This window comes from Pseudomonas sp. R2-37-08W, assembly GCF_003851705.1.
Lineage (GTDB): Bacteria > Pseudomonadota > Gammaproteobacteria > Pseudomonadales > Pseudomonadaceae > Aquipseudomonas.
In genome coordinates, this window is sequence record NZ_CP027728.1 from 4,186,781 (window position 1) to 4,205,345 (window position 18,565).

At 61.9% G+C, this 18,565-nt stretch carries 12 protein-coding genes; 5 read left to right on the forward strand and 7 right to left on the reverse strand.

Going from position 1 to position 18,565, the window contains the following annotated elements; translation table 11 throughout:
* Positions 1 to 211 precede the first annotated feature (211 nt).
* The 5 genes from C4J93_RS19270 to C4J93_RS19290 all read right to left on the reverse strand — a co-directional run bounded on the left by C4J93_RS19270 (position 212) and on the right by C4J93_RS19290 (position 9,304).
* Positions 212 to 1,378, reverse strand: a complete 1,167-nt coding sequence (locus C4J93_RS19270) for a putative zinc-binding metallopeptidase (RefSeq protein ID WP_124430228.1) — start codon at positions 1,376 to 1,378, stop codon at positions 212 to 214.
* 162 nt (positions 1,379 to 1,540) lie between these two features.
* Positions 1,541 to 3,898, reverse strand: coding sequence for an NAD-dependent DNA ligase LigA (ligA, locus tag C4J93_RS19275; RefSeq protein ID WP_124430229.1), 2,358 nt, complete (start codon positions 3,896 to 3,898; stop codon positions 1,541 to 1,543).
* An 87-nt stretch (positions 3,899 to 3,985) separates the two neighbouring features.
* On the reverse strand, positions 3,986 to 4,849 hold the full coding sequence (gene zipA, locus C4J93_RS19280; protein WP_124367939.1) for a cell division protein ZipA: 864 nt from the start codon (positions 4,847 to 4,849) through the stop codon (positions 3,986 to 3,988).
* Positions 4,850 to 5,153: 304 nt separating this feature from the next.
* Positions 5,154 to 8,642 carry a chromosome segregation protein SMC gene (gene smc / locus C4J93_RS19285; protein ID WP_124430230.1) on the reverse strand — a complete coding sequence of 1,163 codons (3,489 nt, stop codon included), beginning with the start codon at positions 8,640 to 8,642 and terminating at the stop codon, positions 5,154 to 5,156.
* Between the two features lie 2 nt (positions 8,643 to 8,644).
* Positions 8,645 to 9,304: a GntR family transcriptional regulator gene (locus C4J93_RS19290; protein WP_124363911.1), complete on the reverse strand. Its 660-nt coding sequence runs from the start codon at positions 9,302 to 9,304 to the stop codon at positions 8,645 to 8,647.
* Positions 9,305 to 9,584: 280 nt separating this feature from the next.
* Between C4J93_RS19290 and xdhA the strand changes: the two genes are divergently transcribed.
* The 4 genes from xdhA (at position 9,585) to guaD (ending at position 15,707) form a co-directional block, all read left to right on the forward strand.
* Positions 9,585 to 11,033, forward strand: a complete 1,449-nt coding sequence (gene xdhA / locus C4J93_RS19295) for a xanthine dehydrogenase small subunit (protein WP_124430231.1) — start codon at positions 9,585 to 9,587, stop codon at positions 11,031 to 11,033.
* On the forward strand, positions 11,026 to 13,425 hold the full coding sequence (gene xdhB / locus C4J93_RS19300) for a xanthine dehydrogenase molybdopterin binding subunit (protein ID WP_124430232.1): 2,400 nt from the start codon (positions 11,026 to 11,028) through the stop codon (positions 13,423 to 13,425). Before xdhA ends, xdhB begins: the two co-directional genes overlap by 8 nt.
* A 127-nt stretch (positions 13,426 to 13,552) precedes the next feature.
* A complete protein-coding gene (xdhC, locus tag C4J93_RS19305) occupies positions 13,553 to 14,395 on the forward strand; it encodes a xanthine dehydrogenase accessory protein XdhC (RefSeq protein ID WP_124430233.1) in 843 nt (280 codons plus the stop codon).
* 7 nt (positions 14,396 to 14,402) lie between these two features.
* Positions 14,403 to 15,707 carry a guanine deaminase gene (guaD, locus tag C4J93_RS19310; RefSeq protein WP_124430234.1) on the forward strand — a complete coding sequence of 435 codons (1,305 nt, stop codon included), beginning with the start codon at positions 14,403 to 14,405 and terminating at the stop codon, positions 15,705 to 15,707.
* 138 nt (positions 15,708 to 15,845) lie between these two features.
* Here guaD and C4J93_RS19315 read toward each other — a convergent pair whose 3' ends face one another.
* Positions 15,846 to 16,610 (reverse strand): GntR family transcriptional regulator, encoded by a 765-nt coding sequence (locus C4J93_RS19315; protein WP_124363916.1) that lies wholly within the window; start codon positions 16,608 to 16,610, stop codon positions 15,846 to 15,848.
* A gap of 214 nt (positions 16,611 to 16,824) precedes the next feature.
* Here C4J93_RS19315 and C4J93_RS19320 point away from each other — a divergent pair, with 214 nt between their 5' ends.
* A complete protein-coding gene (locus C4J93_RS19320) occupies positions 16,825 to 18,015 on the forward strand; it encodes a benzoate/H(+) symporter BenE family transporter (protein ID WP_124363918.1) in 1,191 nt (396 codons plus the stop codon).
* A 37-nt stretch (positions 18,016 to 18,052) separates the two neighbouring features.
* Here the strand turns inward: C4J93_RS19320 and C4J93_RS19325 are convergent, their stop codons facing one another.
* Positions 18,053 to 18,397: a YggL family protein gene (locus C4J93_RS19325; RefSeq protein WP_010208515.1), complete on the reverse strand. Its 345-nt coding sequence runs from the start codon at positions 18,395 to 18,397 to the stop codon at positions 18,053 to 18,055.
* Positions 18,398 to 18,565 lie beyond the last annotated feature (168 nt).

Sequence of the window (18,565 nt, forward strand, 5' to 3'; positions counted from 1 at the left end):
GACGCTCGCCTCTCGGCAAGCGGGGCCATTGTACCGATCTGATCGGAAGTTACAACCGTAAAAAATGAGAAGCTTCAAGTACTTGCCATGGCCGTCAACAACACTGCTATCCAATGTGGGAGGGGGCTTGCCCCCGATGGCGGTGGGTCAGCCACTGATGAGTAGACTGACACTCCGTCATCGGGGGCAAGCCCCCTCCCACACTGGCTGATCATTGTGCCTGGAGGACCTCATCGGCCCGGCCGCCCTCTTCCTGGATCACCAGGTGGATGAAGTGCAGCTTGGCGATCACCGCCGGCGGCAGCACGAAGGGGTAAAAGTCCGGCTGGCCCATGCTGCGCGACAACTCGTTGAGCATACCGGCCAGTTCGATCCAGGCGTTGACGAAGGAGAGGAATGCCGCACCGCCAGGGTGCTCGGGGTCGTACAGCGTGGTCAGGGGGAACGGCTGGTAATCCAGGTCCATCTCGCGGGCGCTCATGCCGAAGCCCAAGGCGGTGTCGACCGCGTCCATCATATGCAGGTAATGCGCCCAGGTTTCGGCCCAATCTTCCCAAGGGTGCATGGTCGCGTAGGCGCTGACGCAGTTTTGCTGCCAGTCCGGGCGGGGTCCGTTCTGGTAGTGCTGGTCGAGCGCGTCGGCGTAACTGGCGCGTTCGTCGCCGAACAGCCTGCGAAAAGGCTCGAGCCAGTGGCTGCCTGCGATCAGGCGATCCCAGTAATAGTGGCCGACCTCATGGCGAAAGTGCCCGAGCAGCGTGCGGTAGGGCTCGCGCATCTGCACGCGGATCTTTTCCCGATGGGCGTCGTCGGCTTCCTTGATATCAAGGGTGATCAGGCCGTTGGCGTGACCGGTGGTGGGCGCATTGCCTTGCAGGTCGACGCCGACGAAGTCGAACGCCAGGCCGGTGTCTTCGTCGACGCGTTTGGGCACCACCTGCAGGCCCAGGCTGATCAGTTGCGCAACCAATCGACGCTTGGCGGTTTCCACCTTGCGCCAGCGCTCGGGGTTTTCCGGCACGGACAAGTCGGGGATGGTGCGGTTGAGGCTGCAGGCCACGCACAAGGGAAAGGTGCTGTGCGCCGGGACCAGCCAGTTGCAGGCCGCCGGGGTCTCAAGGTTGGCGCACCGGCGAAAGGCGCCGGCGTCGAGGTTGTCGTCCATCAGCCAGGTGCCGACGGCGGGGCCGGGCTGCAGTGAGGACAAACGACTTTGCCAGGGGTGATAGCCCAGCAGCGCCGAGCAGGCCAGGCACTGGCTGTTGCGAAAGAACAACGACTGGCCGCAGCGGCATTGCCATACCTTGCTGTTACGCGAAGATCCGGCCATGAACGGTGCAGCGATACGCGAGCTGAGCTGGTCGAAGTAGCGGAACATGGCGATCTTTCCCTGGGCTGACTGAGACTAGATCATTTCCCTCGCAGGATCGTTCCCACGCTCAGCGTGGGAATGCATGCGGTGACGCTCCGCATCATGCCTTGGAAGAGCAGACGCGGAGCGTCCGGGGTGGCATTCCCACGCGGAGCGTGGGAACGATCGTCATACGGGGATATTGTGCCCGGCCAGGAACGCGACGAAGGCCTCCTCGTCCAGCACTTTAAGCCCCAATTCGCTGGCTTTGGCCAACTTGGAACCAGCGCCGGGCCCGGCCACCACGCAATGGGTCTTGGCCGAAACGGAACCGGCCACCTTGGCGCCGAGGCTTTCCAGCTTGTCCTTGGCCACGTCGCGGCTCATCAACTCCAGGGAGCCGGTGAGCACCCAGGTATGCCCGGCTTCCGGCAGGCCTTCGACGACCTTTTTCTCGCTCTGCCAATGCATGCCGAAGTCTTTGAGCTGCTGCTCGATGGCCAGGGCATGGCGGGCGTTGTCCGGATTATCGAAGAACTCACGTACGGCCTTGGCCTGTTTTTCGGGCAGGGCCTGGCGCATGTCCAGCCAGTCGGCCTTGATCACGCCTTCGAGGCTGCCGAACTTGTCCGCCAGTTTTTGCGCCGCGCCCGGCCCCACGGAGGGCACGTGCAGCTTGTCGAGCAGGCCGCCCAGGGCGGTGCTGGCGGCGAATTCGGCGCTCAGGTCGCCCTGTTCCTGCAATTGCAGGGCGCATTCATCGGGCGAAAGCAGCGCGCCGATCACGTCCTGGTTATGGCTGTCTTCAAAGAAGCTATGGATCTCGTGCGCCACTTCCAGGCCCACGTCCGGCAAGTATGTCAGCACTTCCGGCAATGCCTTCTGCACACGCTCGAGGGAGGCCAGGGAGCGCGCCAGCACCTTGGCGGTCTCCTCGCCCACATCGGGAATACCCAGGGCGTAGATAAACCGCGCCAAGGTCGGCGTCTTGCTGTTTTCGATGGCGGCGATCAGCTTCTTGCTGGAAATATCGGCAAAACCTTCCAGGTCGATGATCTGCTCGTACTTGAGCTTGTAGAGGTCGGCGGGCGAGCCGATGAGTTTTTCATCCACCAGTTGCTCGATGGTCTTGTCGCCCAGGCCGTCGATGTCCATGGCGCGGCGCGAGACGAAATGAATGATCGCCTGCTTGAGCTGCGCGCCACAGGCCAGGCGCCCGACGCAGCGGTACACCGCGCCTTCGCTGACGGTTTCCTTGCCCTTGCTGCGCTTGACCAGCTGCGTGCGCTCCACATGGGAACCGCATACCGGGCAGTGCTCGGGGATCTGCACGGCGCGGGCGTGCTCCGGGCGACGCTCGGCCACCACCGACACCACCTGCGGGATCACATCCCCGGCGCGGCGGATGATTACTGTATCGCCGATCATCAGGCCCAGGCGCGCCACTTCGTCCATGTTGTGCAGGGTGGCGTTGGACACGGTCACACCCGCCACCTTGACCGGCTTCAACCGTGCCACGGGCGTGACGGCACCGGTGCGGCCGACCTGGAATTCCACGTCGAGCAACTCGGTCAGCTCTTCCATGGCCGGGAATTTATGCGCAATGGCCCAGCGCGGCTCGCGGGCGCGGAAGCCCAGTTCACGCTGGGCGGCGATGCTGTTGACCTTGAACACTACGCCGTCGATTTCATACGACAGGCTGTTACGCCGCGCGCCGATGTCGCGGTAATAGTCCAGGCATTCCTGGATCCCTTTGGCCAGCTTCAGTTCATGACTGATCGGCATGCCCCACTTCTGCAACTGCTTGAGGTTACCGATATGGGTGTCACTGATATCCGCCGTCACCTGGCCGATGCCATAGCAGCAGAATTCCAGCGGGCGGCTGGCGGTGATCTTCGAATCCAGTTGGCGCAGGCTGCCGGCGGCCGCATTGCGCGGGTTGGCAAAGGTTTTGCCGCCCACCTCCAGCTGCGAGGCGTTCAGGCGCTCGAACCCAGCCTTGGACATGAACACTTCACCGCGCACTTCCAGGGTGGCCGGCCAGCCGCTGCCGTGCAGCTTCAACGGGATGTTACGCACGGTGCGCACATTGATGCTGATGTCTTCGCCGGTGGTACCGTCGCCTCGGGTCGCGCCGCGTACCAACTCGCCGTCCTGGTACAGCAGGCTGACCGCCAGGCCGTCCAGCTTCGGCTCGCAGCTGTATTCGACGCCGCTGAACAGGTCACCGGCCGGCAGGTCCAGCCCCTCGGTCACCCGCCGATCGAATTCGAGCATGGTCGCTTCATCGAAGGCGTTGCCCAGGCTGAGCATCGGGATTTCATGCCTGACTTGGGTGAACGCCGACAGCGCCGCACTGCCGACCCGCTGCGTCGGTGAATCACGCGTCACCAGTTCCGGATGCTCGGCCTCCAGGGCCTTGAGCTCATGGAACAAGCGGTCGTACTCGACGTCCGGAATGCTCGGCTCGTCGAGGACGTGGTAGCGGTAGTTGTGCTGATCCAGTTCAGCGCGCAGTTCGAGGATGCGGGTATGGGCGGCGGTCATGGGTGTTCTCTCATAAAGCAAAAGAGCAGCCGAAGCTGCTCAATATGTTAGTGCGCTTATTCTACTGACAACGCCGAAGCGCAATCCTCAGCGTTTCTGTGTCAGGGCGCGACGCTCGAACTCGACGATGCGCTGACGGTAATGCTCGATGGTCTGGGCGGTGAGCACGCTGCGTTGGTCGTCCTTGAGCTCGCCGTTCAGTTCCTGGGACAGCTTGCGCGCTGCGGCCACCATCACGTCGAACGCTTGTTTCGGGTGACGCGGGCCTGGCAGGCCGAGGAAGAAACTGACCGCCGGGGTGCTGAACAGGTCGATATCGTCCAGGTCGAACGTGCCCGGCTTGACCGCGTTGGCCATGGAAAACAGCACTTCGCCGTTACCCGCCATGCTCTCGTGACGGTGGAAAATATCCATCTCGCCAAAGCGCAGGCCGCTTTCAAGGATGTTCTGCAACAGCGCCGGGCCTTTGAAGCCACCGGCATCGCGGCAGATCACACTGATCACCAGCACTTCTTCGGCGGCCGGCTGATCGTTGACCGATTGGCGCGGGGCGTTCTTGCCGGCGTTTTCATCCGGGAAGTCATCGTCGCGGCTGCTGAAGCTCGGGCCTTCGTCGACATCGAGATTCAAGTCGCCCTGATGCGGCTCGGCCACGCCAGCACTGCCGCGCTTGCCGCGCTTGGACGACGGCTCACGGGCCTCACGCACCGGCGCGCTCATCGACGGCAGGTCGTGCTCGTCCAATTGCGGTTCCTTGTGGGTGTCCAGCACACGGGGAGGTCCCAGCAACTCGGCGCTGCCGTCGTCGTCGGGCAAGTTGGACAGGTTTCGGTCCAGGCGAAATTTAAGCTTGCCCTTGCCACCGCGCATGCGGCGCCAGCCATCAAAAAGAATACCGGCAATGACAATGATGCCGATGACGATCAGCCACTCGCGCAGACCGATTTCCATGTAATCCCGTGCCTCTATAAAAAATGCTGAAAAATAAGGGGTTTAGCACCGTGCAAACCGCTTTAAAACGTGGCGCCAACTCTATGTTCTGACTGACGTTTTGCCCACGCATACGAAAAATTGACATTAAACTAGCACGACCAAAGATAACTTTACACAGTTGCAGCGAAATGTGTCGAATTGCCAGCTTTTAGGCATGGTAGGTAATTTCCTACAGCCAGCTCCAACTGTGGCTACAAGCCCTGAGCTACAAGCTTCAAGCCAACTCACTTGCAGCTTGCCCCTTGAAACTCACAACTCGCCGCTAGGCGTCCACCATCTTCATCGCTTCTTCCACATCCACCGCCACCAAACGCGAACAGCCTGGCTCGTGCATCGTCACGCCCATCAACTGATCGGCCATTTCCATGGCGATCTTGTTGTGGGTGATATAGATGAACTGCACGGTCTGGGACATCTCCTTGACCAGCCGAGCGTAGCGTCCAACGTTAGCGTCATCCAGCGGTGCGTCAACTTCGTCGAGCATGCAGAACGGTGCCGGGTTCAGCTTGAAAATGGCAAATACCAGCGCCAGCGCCGTCAGGGCCTTTTCGCCGCCGGACAACAAATGGATGGTGCTGTTCTTCTTGCCCGGAGGCCGCGCCATGATCGTTACCCCTGTATCGAGTAGATCTTCGCCCGTCAGTTCCAAGTAGGCGCTGCCACCACCGAAAACTTTTGGGAATAACGCCTGTAAACCGCCATTAATCTGATCAAAGGTATCCTTGAAGCGGTTGCGGGTCTCCTTGTCGATCTTGCGGATCACATTTTCCAGGGTGTCGAGGGCTTCGACCAGGTCGGCGTCCTGGGCATCCAGATAACGCTTGCGCTCGGATTGCTGCTGGTACTCATCGATGGCCGCGAGGTTGATCGCACCGAGTCGCTGGATACGCGCGGCAATCCGCTCAAGTTCTTCTTCGGCGTCTTTCTCGTTGGCCTGGGCGGTCAGTGTGTTGAGCACGCCGTGCAGGTCATAACCGTCTTCGAGCAGTTGATCCTGCAAGGTCTTGCGGCGCACGGTCAGGGCTTGCCATTCCATGCGCTGTTGTTCGAGCTGGCCGCGAATCAACTGGGACTGCTGCTCGGCCACGGTGCGGCGCTTTTCGGCGTCGCGCAGTTCGCGGTCGGCGTCTTCCAGGGCGATCTGCGCGGTCTTGAGTTCTTCGTCGACGCTCATGCGTTTGTCGAGCAGTTCTTCAAGCTTGAGGCGCAGTTCTTCAAGGGGCGCTTCGCCCTCCTCCAGGTTGAGGCTCAGTTGCTCGCGCTTTTCGGTGAGGCGTTCCGATTGCATCTCCAGGCGCTCGAGGGCCTGGCGCGTGGAATCATGCTGGGCACGCAACGAGCCCAGGCGCACCGCCAACTGGTGGGCGTGGTCTTTGTGCTGACGGGCTTCCTGGCGTACGCGGTCGAGGCGTTCGCGCAGGCTGTCGCGCTGGGCCAGCAGCAGTTCGCGCTGCTCGGTGTCCAGGGCCATGCTGTCGAGGGCTTCCTGCAGGTGCAGGCGCGCTTCGCCGACCTGTTCATGCTCCAGGGCGCGCTGTTCGCCCATCTCGGCGACTTCTTCGTCAAGGCGGGAGCGGCGCAGGGTCAGCTGTTCGACCTTGGCCTTGCTCGCCGACAGCTGGGCTTTGAGTTCGCCTTGCTGGCGCGCCTCGTCCTGCAACAGGCGGCGCAGGTGTTCGCGGCCGGTCTCTTGCTGGCGCTGAGTGGCGCGCAGGGTTTGCAGCTCGGTTTCCAGGCTTTCCAAGGTGGCTTCGCGCTCTTCACGTTCGGCGCTCAGGTTGACGATTTCCTGGCCACGGGCCAATACGCCGCTTTCAGCTTCGCTGGCACGCCGCACGCGCAGGAAGTGCCGGCCGACCCAGTAACCGTCACGGCTGATCAGGCTTTCGCCGGCCGCTAACTGGCCGCGCTGGGCCAAAGCCTGCTCAAGGGTTTCCACAGGTTTGACCTGGCCCAGCCACGGCGACAGGTCAATCGCCGCCTCGACCTTGTCCAGCAGGCTGCCCGGCACGCGCGTGCCATCGGCAGCCGGGCTGAGCAGGCGCAAGTCACCCTGGGCGAAACCGGCCAAGTCGAAGCCGCCAAAATCATCCACCAGCACCGCTTGCAGGTCGGCGCCCAACACGGTTTCCACCGCCAGCTCCCAACCGGCTTCTACTTTCAAACCTTCGGCCAGGCGCGGGCGTTCGGCCAAGTGCTGGTCGCGGAGCCACTCGGCGGTGCCGGTGCCTGGGTCCAGCGCGGCTTGCTGCAAGGCTTCCAATGAGGCCAGCCGCCCGTTGAGGCGCTGCAAATCGCCCTGGGCCTGTTGCTGCGCCTGGGTTGCGGTGTGCAGTTGCTGGCGCAATTGTTCCAGGCGCTCCACTTGCTGGGCTTCGCTGGCTTCGAGCTCTTCCAGGGTCATTTCGCTTTCGGCCAGTTGCTCGCTCAACTGCAGGATCGCCGCGTCTTCCGGGTCGGCGGCGAGCAACACGCGCTCTTCCTGCAGACGGCGCTGACGCTCGGCCAAACGCTCCATGCTGGTTTCCAGTTGCTGGATACGCGACTGCTGCACCTCGGCCTGGCGCCGCGGTTCGGCGGATTTGAGGTTGAACGTGTCCCACTGCTCCTGCCAGCCGTGCATGCTGGTTTCGGCCTCTTCCAACGCCGCCGCGGCTTCTTCGGCGGCGGCGCTGGTGATTTCCTGCTCGGGGGTGAGCATGTCCAACTCTTCGCCCAGGGTCAGCAGCAAGGTACGGTCGTGGCCCAGGTGCGATTCGGTCTCCAGGCGTGCGCGTTCGGCTTCCTTCAGATCGTCCTGCAACTGGCGCAGACGCTGCTGGCCGTGCTGGATGCTCTGTTCGACCCGGGCAATATCGCCGCCCACTGAATAGAAGCGCCCCTGCACCAGATTGAAGCGTTCGGACAGCTCATGGTGCCCGTCCCGCAGGCGTTCGATACTGGCGTCGGCGTTGCGCTGCTCGGCCACCAGCGCTTCGAAGCTGACTTCCTGGGTGCCGATGATCGCCTCGCGCTGGCCGACCTGATCGTTCAACGCCTGCCAGCGCAGGGCCGACAATTGGGCCTTGAGCTGGCGCTCTTCGGCCTTGTATTCCTGATACTTCTCGGCGGCCTGGGCCTGGCGGTGCAGGCGCTCCAGCTGGCGCTCCAGTTCTTCGCGCAGGTCGGTCAGCCGGGCGAGGTTTTCATGGGTGCGGCGGATGCGGTTTTCGGTCTCGCGGCGGCGCTCCTTGTATTTGGAGATGCCCGCCGCTTCCTCGATAAAGTTGCGCAGGTCTTCGGGCTTGGCTTCGATCAGCTTGGAGATCATGCCCTGTTCGATGATCGAGTAGCTGCGCGGGCCCAGGCCTGTGCCGAGGAAGATATCGGTGATGTCGCGTCGACGGCATTTGGTGCCGTTGAGGAAGTAACTGTTCTGGCTATCGCGCGTGACTTTACGGCGGATGGAGATTTCCGCGTAGGCCGCGTATTCGCCGACCAGGGTGCCGTCGGAGTTGTCGAACACCAGTTCGATGCTGGCCTGGCTCACCGGCTTGCGGCTGGTGGAGCCGTTGAAGATGACGTCGGTCATCGACTCGCCGCGCAGGTTTTTCGCCGAGCTCTCGCCCATCACCCAACGGACGGCGTCGATGATGTTCGACTTGCCGCAGCCATTGGGCCCGACCACCGCCGCCATATTACTGGGGAAGTTCACCGTGGTCGGGTCGACGAAGGATTTGAACCCCGCCAATTTGATGCACTTGAGCCGCACGCTTAGGCGTCCGCCAACGCTGCGATCACCAGCGTGCTGCTGCGCTGGCAGTAGGCCGACAACACCAGGCGGATCTGCGCCAGGTCACGGGCCAGCACGGCAGCGAGCAGCTGTTCGAACAGCGTCAGGTACTCGCTCATTTCCGCCTTGCGCTGCTCCAGGGCCAAATAATAGGCACGGTTCATCGCCGGCTGCAGGTTCTCGACGGTTTCCTGCAGATATGGGTTGTTGGCGAAGGGGTACGCGGCGCGCATCACATTGAAGCTTTCTTCGACGAAGGCGCGGATGTCCTGGCGCTCATAGCTGGCCATCAGGCGCTGCTGGATTTGCAGGAAGGGCGCCATGTCGGCCTGGGTCTGCCAGCCTTCGGCAACCGCATTGCCGAGCAGGATGTACATCTCGCCCATCAACGTACACAGGCTCTGCACTTTGTGTGCGCTGAGTTCGGTGACGTGGGCGCCACGGCGCGGCAGGATCGCGATCAAGTGCCGGCGCTCGAGGATCAGCAGGGCTTCGCGCACGGAACCACGGCTGACATTCAGCGCCAGCGTGACTTTCTGTTCCTGGATCCGCTCCCCAGGCTTGAGATCGCCGCGAATGATACGTTCGGCGAGGTGGTGAGCGATTTGCTCGGCGAGACTGTCCGGCGCCTTGAACGTCATGTTTTCCCTTCAAAATCTGCTATCGGTACAAGCGCGGCAGTGTAGCGCATTGGCCCGCTGATGGCGCTACGCCCACGGTGGCGAATTTGGCATGAAACACGCAAGCCTGGAAAGCCACAAGCCCCTGAAAACACCGGTTCCAGAAGACTGAACCATAATTGAATAGGTTGTGACCGCAGTTTCTTGACCCTTAGGTCAGAAAATCATTGACCGAAAAGTCAGACATGACTAGATTCGGCGCAAAGCGGTTAACAACAATAATGAATCTGCGAGGCCTTCCGTGATCCAGTTTTTACTTAACCAGGAACTCCGTAGCGAGCACGCCCTGGACCCCAACCTGACCGTGCTCAACTATTTGCGTGAGCATGTGGGCAAATCCGGCACCAAGGAAGGCTGCGCCAGCGGCGACTGTGGTGCATGCACCGTGGTGGTCGGCGAGTTGCACCGCAACGATCAAGGCGTCGAGCAGGTTCGTTATCGCAGCCTCAATTCGTGCCTGACCTTTGTCTCGTCGCTGCACGGCAAGCAACTGATCAGTGTCGAAGACCTCAAGCACCAGGGCCAACTGCACAGCGTGCAACAGGCGATGGTCGAGTGCCACGGTTCACAGTGCGGCTTCTGCACCCCGGGTTTCGTGATGTCGTTGTTTGCCCTGCAAAAGAACAGCGACGCCCCCGACAGCCAGAGAGCCCACGAAGCCCTGGCCGGCAATCTGTGCCGTTGCACCGGCTATCGCCCGATTCTGGCCGCTGCCGCACAGGCCTGCTGCAACAAGCCCCAGGACCAGTTCGACAGCCGCGAGGCCCGGACCATCGCGCAGCTCAAGGCCATTGCGCCGACGCAAACCGGTGAACTCAACAGTGGCGACAAACGCTGCCTGGTGCCGCTGACTGTCAGCGACCTGGCCGACCTCTACGACGCTTATCCGCAAGCCCGCCTGCTGGCCGGCGGCACCGACCTGGCGCTGGAAGTCACCCAGTTCCATCGCACCCTGCCGGTGATGATCTACGTCGGCAATATTGAAGAAATGAAGCGCATCGAATCCTTCGACGACCGCCTGGAAATCGGCGCCGCCACCGCCCTCTCCGACTGCTACGCCGCGCTGCACCACGCATACCCCGACTTCGGCGAATTGCTGCATCGCTTCGCCTCGCTGCAGATCCGCAACCAGGGCACCCTGGGCGGCAATATCGGCAACGCCTCGCCGATTGGTGATTCGCCGCCGTTGCTGATCGCTCTTGGCGCACAGATTGTGCTGTGCAAGGGCAATACCCGGCGCACCCTGGCGCTGGAAGACTACTTCATCGACTACCGCGTGACCGCCCGCCAGGACAGCGAATTCATCGAGAAAATCATCGTACCCAAAGGCCACTCGCTGTTTCGCGCATACAAGGTTTCCAAGCGCCTGGACGATGATATTTCCGCCGTGTGCGCCGCCTTCAACCTCAAGCTCGACAACGGTGTGGTCAGCGAGGCCCGCGTCGCCTTCGGCGGCATGGCCGCCATCCCCAAGCGCGCCAGGCACTGCGAGACGCAGCTGACGGGTGCCACCTGGAACGCCGCCACCGTGGAGAAAGCCTGCGCCGCCCTGGCCGAGGATTTCACCCCGCTCTCGGACTTCCGCGCCAGCAAGGAATACCGCCTGCTCAGCGCGCAGAACCTGTTGCGCAAATACTTCATCGAACTGCAAACGCCGCACATCGAGACTCGGGTGACCGCTTATGTCTAACCATCACGCCGTGGAAAAAACCCAGGCCGAACTGGCCGAACTGTTCGCCCGCGACCTGACCTCCGGGGTCGGCCGCAGCGTCAAGCATGACAGCGCCGCCAAGCATGTCAGCGGTGAGGCGCAGTACATCGACGACCGCCTCGAATTCCCCAACCAGCTGCACCTGTATGCGCGCATGTCCGACCGCGCCCACGCGAAAATCCTCAGCATCGACACCGCGCCCTGCTACGCCTTCGACGGCGTGCGTATCGTGATCACCCACGAAGACGTACCGGGCCTGAAAGACATCGGCCCGTTGATGCCCGGCGATCCGCTGCTGGCCATCGACACCGTGCAGTTCGTCGGCCAGGTGGTACTGGCCGTGGCCGCCCGTGATCTTGAGACCGCCCGCAAAGCGGCCATGGCGGCGGTGATCGAATACCAAGACCTGGAGCCAGTACTGGATGTGGTCGAGGCGTTTCGCAACAAACACTTCGTGCTCGACAGCCACACCCATCAACGCGGTGATTCGGCAGGCGCTTTGGCAACGGCTCAACACCGCATCCAGGGCACGCTGCACATCGGCGGCCAGGAACATTTCTACCTGGAGACCCAGATTTCCTCGGTGATGCCCACCGAAGACGGCGGGATGATCGTCTACTGCTCCACGCAGAACCCCACCGAAGTGCAGAAGCTTGTCGCCGAAGTGCTCGACGTGTCGATGAACAAAATCGTCGTCGACATGCGCCGCATGGGCGGTGGCTTCGGCGGCAAGGAAACCCAGGCCGCCAGCCCCGCCTGCCTGTGCGCGGTGGTGGCGCGCCTCACCGGCCAGCCGACCAAGATGCGCCTGCCGCGGGTCGAAGACATGCTGATGACCGGCAAGCGCCACCCCTTCTACATCGAATACGACGTGGGCTTCGACGACGCCGGCCGTTTGCACGGCATCAACCTGGACCTGGCCGGCAACTGCGGCTGTTCGCCAGACTTGTCCAACTCGATTGTCGACCGCGCGATGTTCCATGCCGATAACGCTTATTACCTGGGCGACGCGACGGTGAACGGCCATCGCTGCAAGACCAACACCGCCTCCAACACCGCTTATCGCGGCTTCGGCGGCCCCCAAGGCATGGTCGCCATCGAGGAAGTGATGGATGCCATCGCCCGCCATCTGGCGCTGGACCCGCTGGCCGTGCGCAAGGCCAATTACTATGGCAAGACCGAACGCAACGTCACCCACTACTACCAGACCGTCGAGCACAACATGCTCGAAGAAATGACCGCCGAGCTTGAGGCCAGCAGCCAATATGCCGAGCGCCGCGAAGCGGTCCGCCTGTACAACGCCCACAGCCCGATCCTGAAAAAAGGCCTGGCGCTGACCCCGGTCAAATTCGGCATTTCGTTTACCGCCAGCTTCCTCAACCAGGCCGGTGCGCTGATCCACATCTACACCGACGGCAGCATTCACCTGAACCATGGCGGTACCGAAATGGGCCAGGGCCTGAATACCAAGGTCGCCCAGGTGGTGGCCGAAGTATTCCAGGTGGACATCGACCGCGTGCAGATCACCGCCACCAACACCGACAAGGTGCCCAACACCTCGCCGACAGCAGCCTCCAGCGGCGCCGACCTGAACGGCAAGGCCGCGCAGAATGCCGCCGAAACCATCAAGCAGCGCCTGGTGGAATTTGCCGCGCGCAAGTACGACGTCAGCGAGGCGGACGTGGAATTTCGCAACGGTTATGTGCGCGTGCGTGAACAGATCCTGAGCTTCGAGGCGCTGATCCAGCAGGCGTATTTCGCTCAGGTCTCGCTGTCGAGCACCGGCTTCTACAAAACCCCGAAGATCTTCTACGACCGCAGCCAATCACGCGGGCGGCCGTTTTACTACTTCGCCTTTGGCGCGGCGTGCTGCGAAGTGATCGTCGACACCCTGACCGGCGAATACAAGATGCTGCGCACCGACATCTTGCATGACGTGGGCGCCTCGCTGAACCCGGCCATCGACATCGGCCAGGTGGAAGGCGGGTTTATCCAGGGCATGGGCTGGCTGACCATGGAAGAGCTGGTGTGGAACAACAAGGGCAAGCTAATGACGAACGGCCCGGCCAGCTACAAGATCCCGGCCGTGGCGGACATGCCGCTGGACCTGCGGGTCAAGCTGGTGGAAAACCGCAAGAACCCGGAGGACACGGTGTTCCATTCCAAGGCCGTGGGTGAACCGCCGTTCATGCTCGGGATTGCCTCGTGGTGCGCGATCAAGGATGCAGTGGCGAGCCTGGGTGACTATCGGCATCAACCCAGGATCGATGCGCCGGCCACGCCGGAGCGGGTGTTGTGGGGGTGTGAGCAGATGCGGCAGTTGCAGGTGGCGACCGTTGTTGAGGCGCAAACCGAGATGGCTTCGCTCTAGACCGAGGCGCTGCCATCGGGGGCAAGCCCCCTCCCACAGTGGTCCTCATTTGCAGGAAGAATGAGGTCAAAATGTGGGAGGGGGCTTGCCCCCGATAGCGGCCGAACAGACACCACAAGAGGTGACCATGAACAACTGGATCAGCGCCCTCGCCGACCTGCAGAACCAAGGCGAACCCTGCGTGCTCGTCACCATCATCGAAGAGCTTGGCTCCACGCCGCGCAACGCCGGCTCGAAGATGGTGATCAGCGCCGCCCACACCTTCGACACCATCGGCGGCGGGCACTTGGAATACAAGGCGACGCACATCGCCCGCGACATGCTTGCCCGTGGCCAGCAGAGCACCCACCTGGAGCGTTTCAGCCTCGGCGCGAGCCTGGGCCAGTGCTGCGGCGGCGTGACGGTGCTGCTGTTCGAACCCATGGGCCAGGTGCAGGCGCAAATTGCGGTGTTCGGCGCCGGCCATGTGGGACGTGCGCTGGTGCCGTTGCTGGCGAGCCTGCCGTGCCGGGTGCGCTGGATCGACTCGCGCGAGCAGGAGTTTCCGTCACACATCCCCCAGGGCGTGCGTAAAATCGTCAGCGAAGAGCCGGTCGACGAAATCGCCGACTTGCCGGCGGGCAGCTACTGCATCGTCATGACCCACAACCACGCACTGGACCTGGAACTGACCGCCGCCCTGCTCAAGCGCAATGACTTCGCCTACTTCGGCCTGATCGGCTCCAAAACCAAACGGGTCAAGTTCGAACATCGCCTGCGCGATCGCGGCTTCGACACCGCGCACCTGCAACGCCTGCGCTGCCCGATGGGCCTCAGCGAGGTGAAGGGCAAATTGCCGGTAGAGATCGCCATTTCCATCGCCGGCGAAATCATCGCCACCTATAACGCCCATTTCGGCCAGCACACCGCCAGCGCCGAGCCCATCGCCAAACTGCTGCCGGTATCTCGCCGCAGCCAAGCCAAGAATTGAGATCAGCATGCCTTTGACCCGCAAAGCCTACCGTGCCGCCATCCTGCACAGCATCGCCGACCCCGCCGAGGTTGGCATCGACGCGTCCTATGAGTATTTCGAAGACGGCCTGCTGGTGATCGACAATGGCCGGATCAGCGCGCTTGGCCACGCCAGCGACCTGCTGCCGACCCTGCCTGCCGATATCGACGTCACGCACTACCAGGATGCGCTGATCACCCCCGGCCTGATCGACACCCATATCCACCTGCCGCAGACCGGCATGGTCGGCGCCTATGGCGAGCAGTTGCTGGACTGGCTCAACACGTACACCTTCCCGTGTGAAAGCCAGTTCGCCGACAAGGCGCACGCTGACGAAGTGGCGGATATTTTCATCAAGGAACTGCTGCGCAATGGCACCACCACCGCGCTGGTGTTCGGCAGCGTGCACCCGCAATCGGTGAACGCCTTCTTTGAAGCCGCCGAAAAACTCGACCTGCGCATGATCGCAGGCAAAGTGATGATGGACCGCAACGCACCGGATTATCTGACCGACACGCCGGAATCCGGCTACCAGGAAAGCAAGGCACTGATCGAGCGCTGGCACGGCAAGGGCCGCCTGCATTATGCGGTCACGCCACGTTTCGCCCCCACCAGCACGCCGGAGCAACTGGCGTTGGCCGGGCAACTGCTGGGGGAGTATCCGGACCTGTATATGCAGACCCACATCAGTGAGAACAAGCAGGAAGTCGAATGGGTGAAGGCGTTGTTTCCAGAGCGCAACGGCTATCTGGATGTGTACGACCACTACAAACTGCTCGGCGAACGCTCAGTGTTTGCCCATGGCGTGCACCTGTGCGACGACGAATGCGCGCGGCTGGCAGAAACCGGCTCGGCCGTGGCGTTCTGCCCGACCTCGAACCTGTTCCTCGGCAGTGGCCTGTTCAACCTGCCGATGGCCGAGAAGCACAAATTGAATGTGGGCCTGGGCACCGACGTGGGCGGCGGCACCAGCTTCTCGCTGCTGCAAACGCTGAATGAAGCCTACAAAGTCATGCAGTTGCAGGGCGCGCGGTTGAGTCCATTCAAGTCGCTGTACCTGGCCACCCTGGGCGGTGCGCGCGCGCTGCGCCTGGAAGACAAGATCGGCACGTTGCAGCCGGGGACGGATGCGGACTTTTTAGTGTTGGACTACAACGCTACGCCGTTGCTGAGCTATCGCTTGAAGCAGGCGAATAACATTGCCGAGACGTTGTTTGTGTTGATGACCCTGGGGGATGACCGGACGGTGTTGCGGACGTATGCAGCGGGGCAGTTGGTGCACCAACGCTAATTTCAGCCGCAACACAAAACAAATGTGGGAGGGGGCTTGCTCCCGATAGCGGTCGGTCAGTAACAAATATGTTGTCTGATACACCGCAATCGGGAGCAAGCCCCCTCCCACATTTTTATCCCAGGTGAGTCAGGGAAGTTACAGTTTTACCGACGAGCGCCCTGGCTTCTTGGTCTGCAACAAATGCGAGAACACCGCATGCAGATCATCCGACGCGCTCTCCTCATCGAGGTTGAGCTTGCTGTCGATGTGGTCCATGTGATGCATCATCAAATCCACCGCCAGTACCGCATCCCGGGCTTCGATCGCGTCGATCAGTTGGGTGTGTTCATCGTAGGAACAGTGCGAGCGGTTGCCGCTTTCGTACTGGGCGATGATCAAGGAAGTCTGGGACACCAGGCTGCGCTGGAAGCTGATCAGCGGCGCATTCTTCGCCGCTTCAGCCAGCTTCAAGTGAAATTCGCCGGAGAGGCGGATGCCGGCGCCGCGGTCGCCACGGGAGAAACTGTCGCGTTCGTCGTTGACCATCTGGCGCAACTGGGCCAGCTGCTCAGCGGTAGCGTGCTGCACCGCCAGCTCGGTGATCGCCCGCTCCACCAGGCGCCGCGCCATGAACACTTGGCGGGCCTCGTCGACGCTCGGGCTGGCGACGACCGCGCCACGATTGGGCCGCAGCAGCACCACGCCTTCATGGGCCAGGCGCGACAACGCGCGGCGAATGATGGTGCGGCTCACGCCGAAGATTTCGCCCAGTGCCTCTTCACTCAATTTGGTGCCGGGTGCCAGGCGTTGTTCGAGGATCGCCTCGAAGATATGCGCATAGACGATATCGTCCTGGGTTCCGCTGCGACCGGCCTTGCCGGCTCGCGGTTGTTTCTTGAGAGGTTGCAACTGTTCGTTCATGGGCACTCGGGTTTGGAGAACGGCGGCGAATTAACGGTAATACGGCAACAGCGGGTCGCTGGCAAGTATCACCTGAAAACAGGGCACATTGTACACAACCCACTGCGCCAACACACTGTACGGCTGTTTGCGGCGTCGGCTGTATTGCAATGAGTCGTTGCGTTTGAGTTTAGGCTTGAATCCGCAACTTCTCTTGCACAAGGAACATCTTTCCATGACCGACGCCACCCAAGCGCCCTTGCGCCCGCTGGCCGACACTTCACCTTCGGCCATCGTCGCCGGTTTCATCGCCATGATGACCGGCTACACCAGCTCGCTGGTGCTGATGTTCCAGGCCGGCCAGGCCGCCGGTTTGACCACGGCGCAGATTTCGTCGTGGATCTGGGCGCTTTCCATCGGCATGGCGGTGTGCAGCATCGGCCTGTCCCTGCGCTATCGCACGCCGATCACCATTGCCTGGTCGACACCCGGCGCGGCGCTGTTGATCACCAGCCTGGGCGGGGTCACCTACGGCGAGGCCATCGGCGCCTACATCACCTGCGCGGTGCTGGTGACCCTCTGCGGGCTGACCGGCAGCTTTGAAAAACTGGTCAAGCGCATCCCTGCCTCACTGGCGGCGGCGTTGCTGGCGGGGATTCTGTTCAAGATCGGCAGCGAAATCTTCGTCGCCGCACAGCATCGCACCGGCCTGGTGCTGGGGATGTTTTTCACTTACCTGGTCATCAAGCGCCTGTCGCCGCGTTATGCCGTGCTCGCTGCACTGGTGATCGGCACCCTGCTGTCGGGCTTGATGGGGCTGCTGGACTTCAGCGGCTTTCACCTGGAAGTCGCGGCACCGGTGTGGACCACGCCGCACTTCTCACTGGCGGCGACCATCAGTATCGGCATCCCGCTGTTCGTGGTGGCGATGACCTCGCAAAACATGCCGGGTATCGCCGTGCTGCGCGCCGACGGCTACAGCGTGCCGGCCTCGCCATTGATCACCACCACCGGCCTCGCCTCACTGGTGTTGGCGCCCTTTGGCTCCCACGGCATCAACCTGGCGGCGATCAGCGCGGCGATCTGCACCGGGCCGCACGCCCATGAAGACCGCAACAAGCGCTACACCGCCGCCGTGTGGTGCGGGGTGTTCTACGGGATTGCCGGGGTGTTCGGCGCCACCTTGGCGGCACTGTTCGCAGCGTTGCCCAAGGAACTGGTGCTGTCGATCGCGGCCCTGGCATTGTTTGGCTCGATCATCAATGGCCTGAGCATCGCCATGAATGAGCCGAAGGAACGGGAAGCGGCGCTGATTACCTTCATGGTCACCGCGTCAGGCTTGACGTTGTTTTCCATCGGTTCGGCGTTCTGGGGGATTGTGGCGGGGGTGTTGACGCTGCTGATCCTGAACGGACGCAAGGCATAAAAAAACGGCGACCCTCAGGTCGCCGTTTTTTTCAGTATCACTTAGCCGCGTTGATCGGCTTTTCCGGATACCACACGTCCAGCAACGGGCTGACTTCAGCCTTGGTCAGCTCGGAACGGGTTTTCAACCAGGCTTCGACAGCAGCACGCTGCTCTTCGGAGACCGAGCCGCGCTTCTGCAGGCAAACCAGACCGTAGTCATCGCCGCCGACATAGCCCAGACCGTTGGCTTCCATGGCTTCTTTGATGAATGCTTCGAGGAAAGCGTCGATAGCTTCTTCACTCAGGCCTTCTTTGAAGTCCAGGTTCAGTTCGAAACCCAGCTCTTGAAATTCATCAACGCACAGTTTTTTGCGCAGACGCTGGGAACGGTTAGTCGCCATTGGAACAATCCTCATAAGTAATAACGGGCGGCACTTTAGCAGTTTAAGGCGGCAATTGCCCGACTCTCTGGGACGGGCGGCGCTTTGCCGATAAAAAAACCCGGTTTACCCGCTATCGTTCAGCTACACGTAAGCTCAGCTTGGGGCATAATGCCGACACTTTCGTGA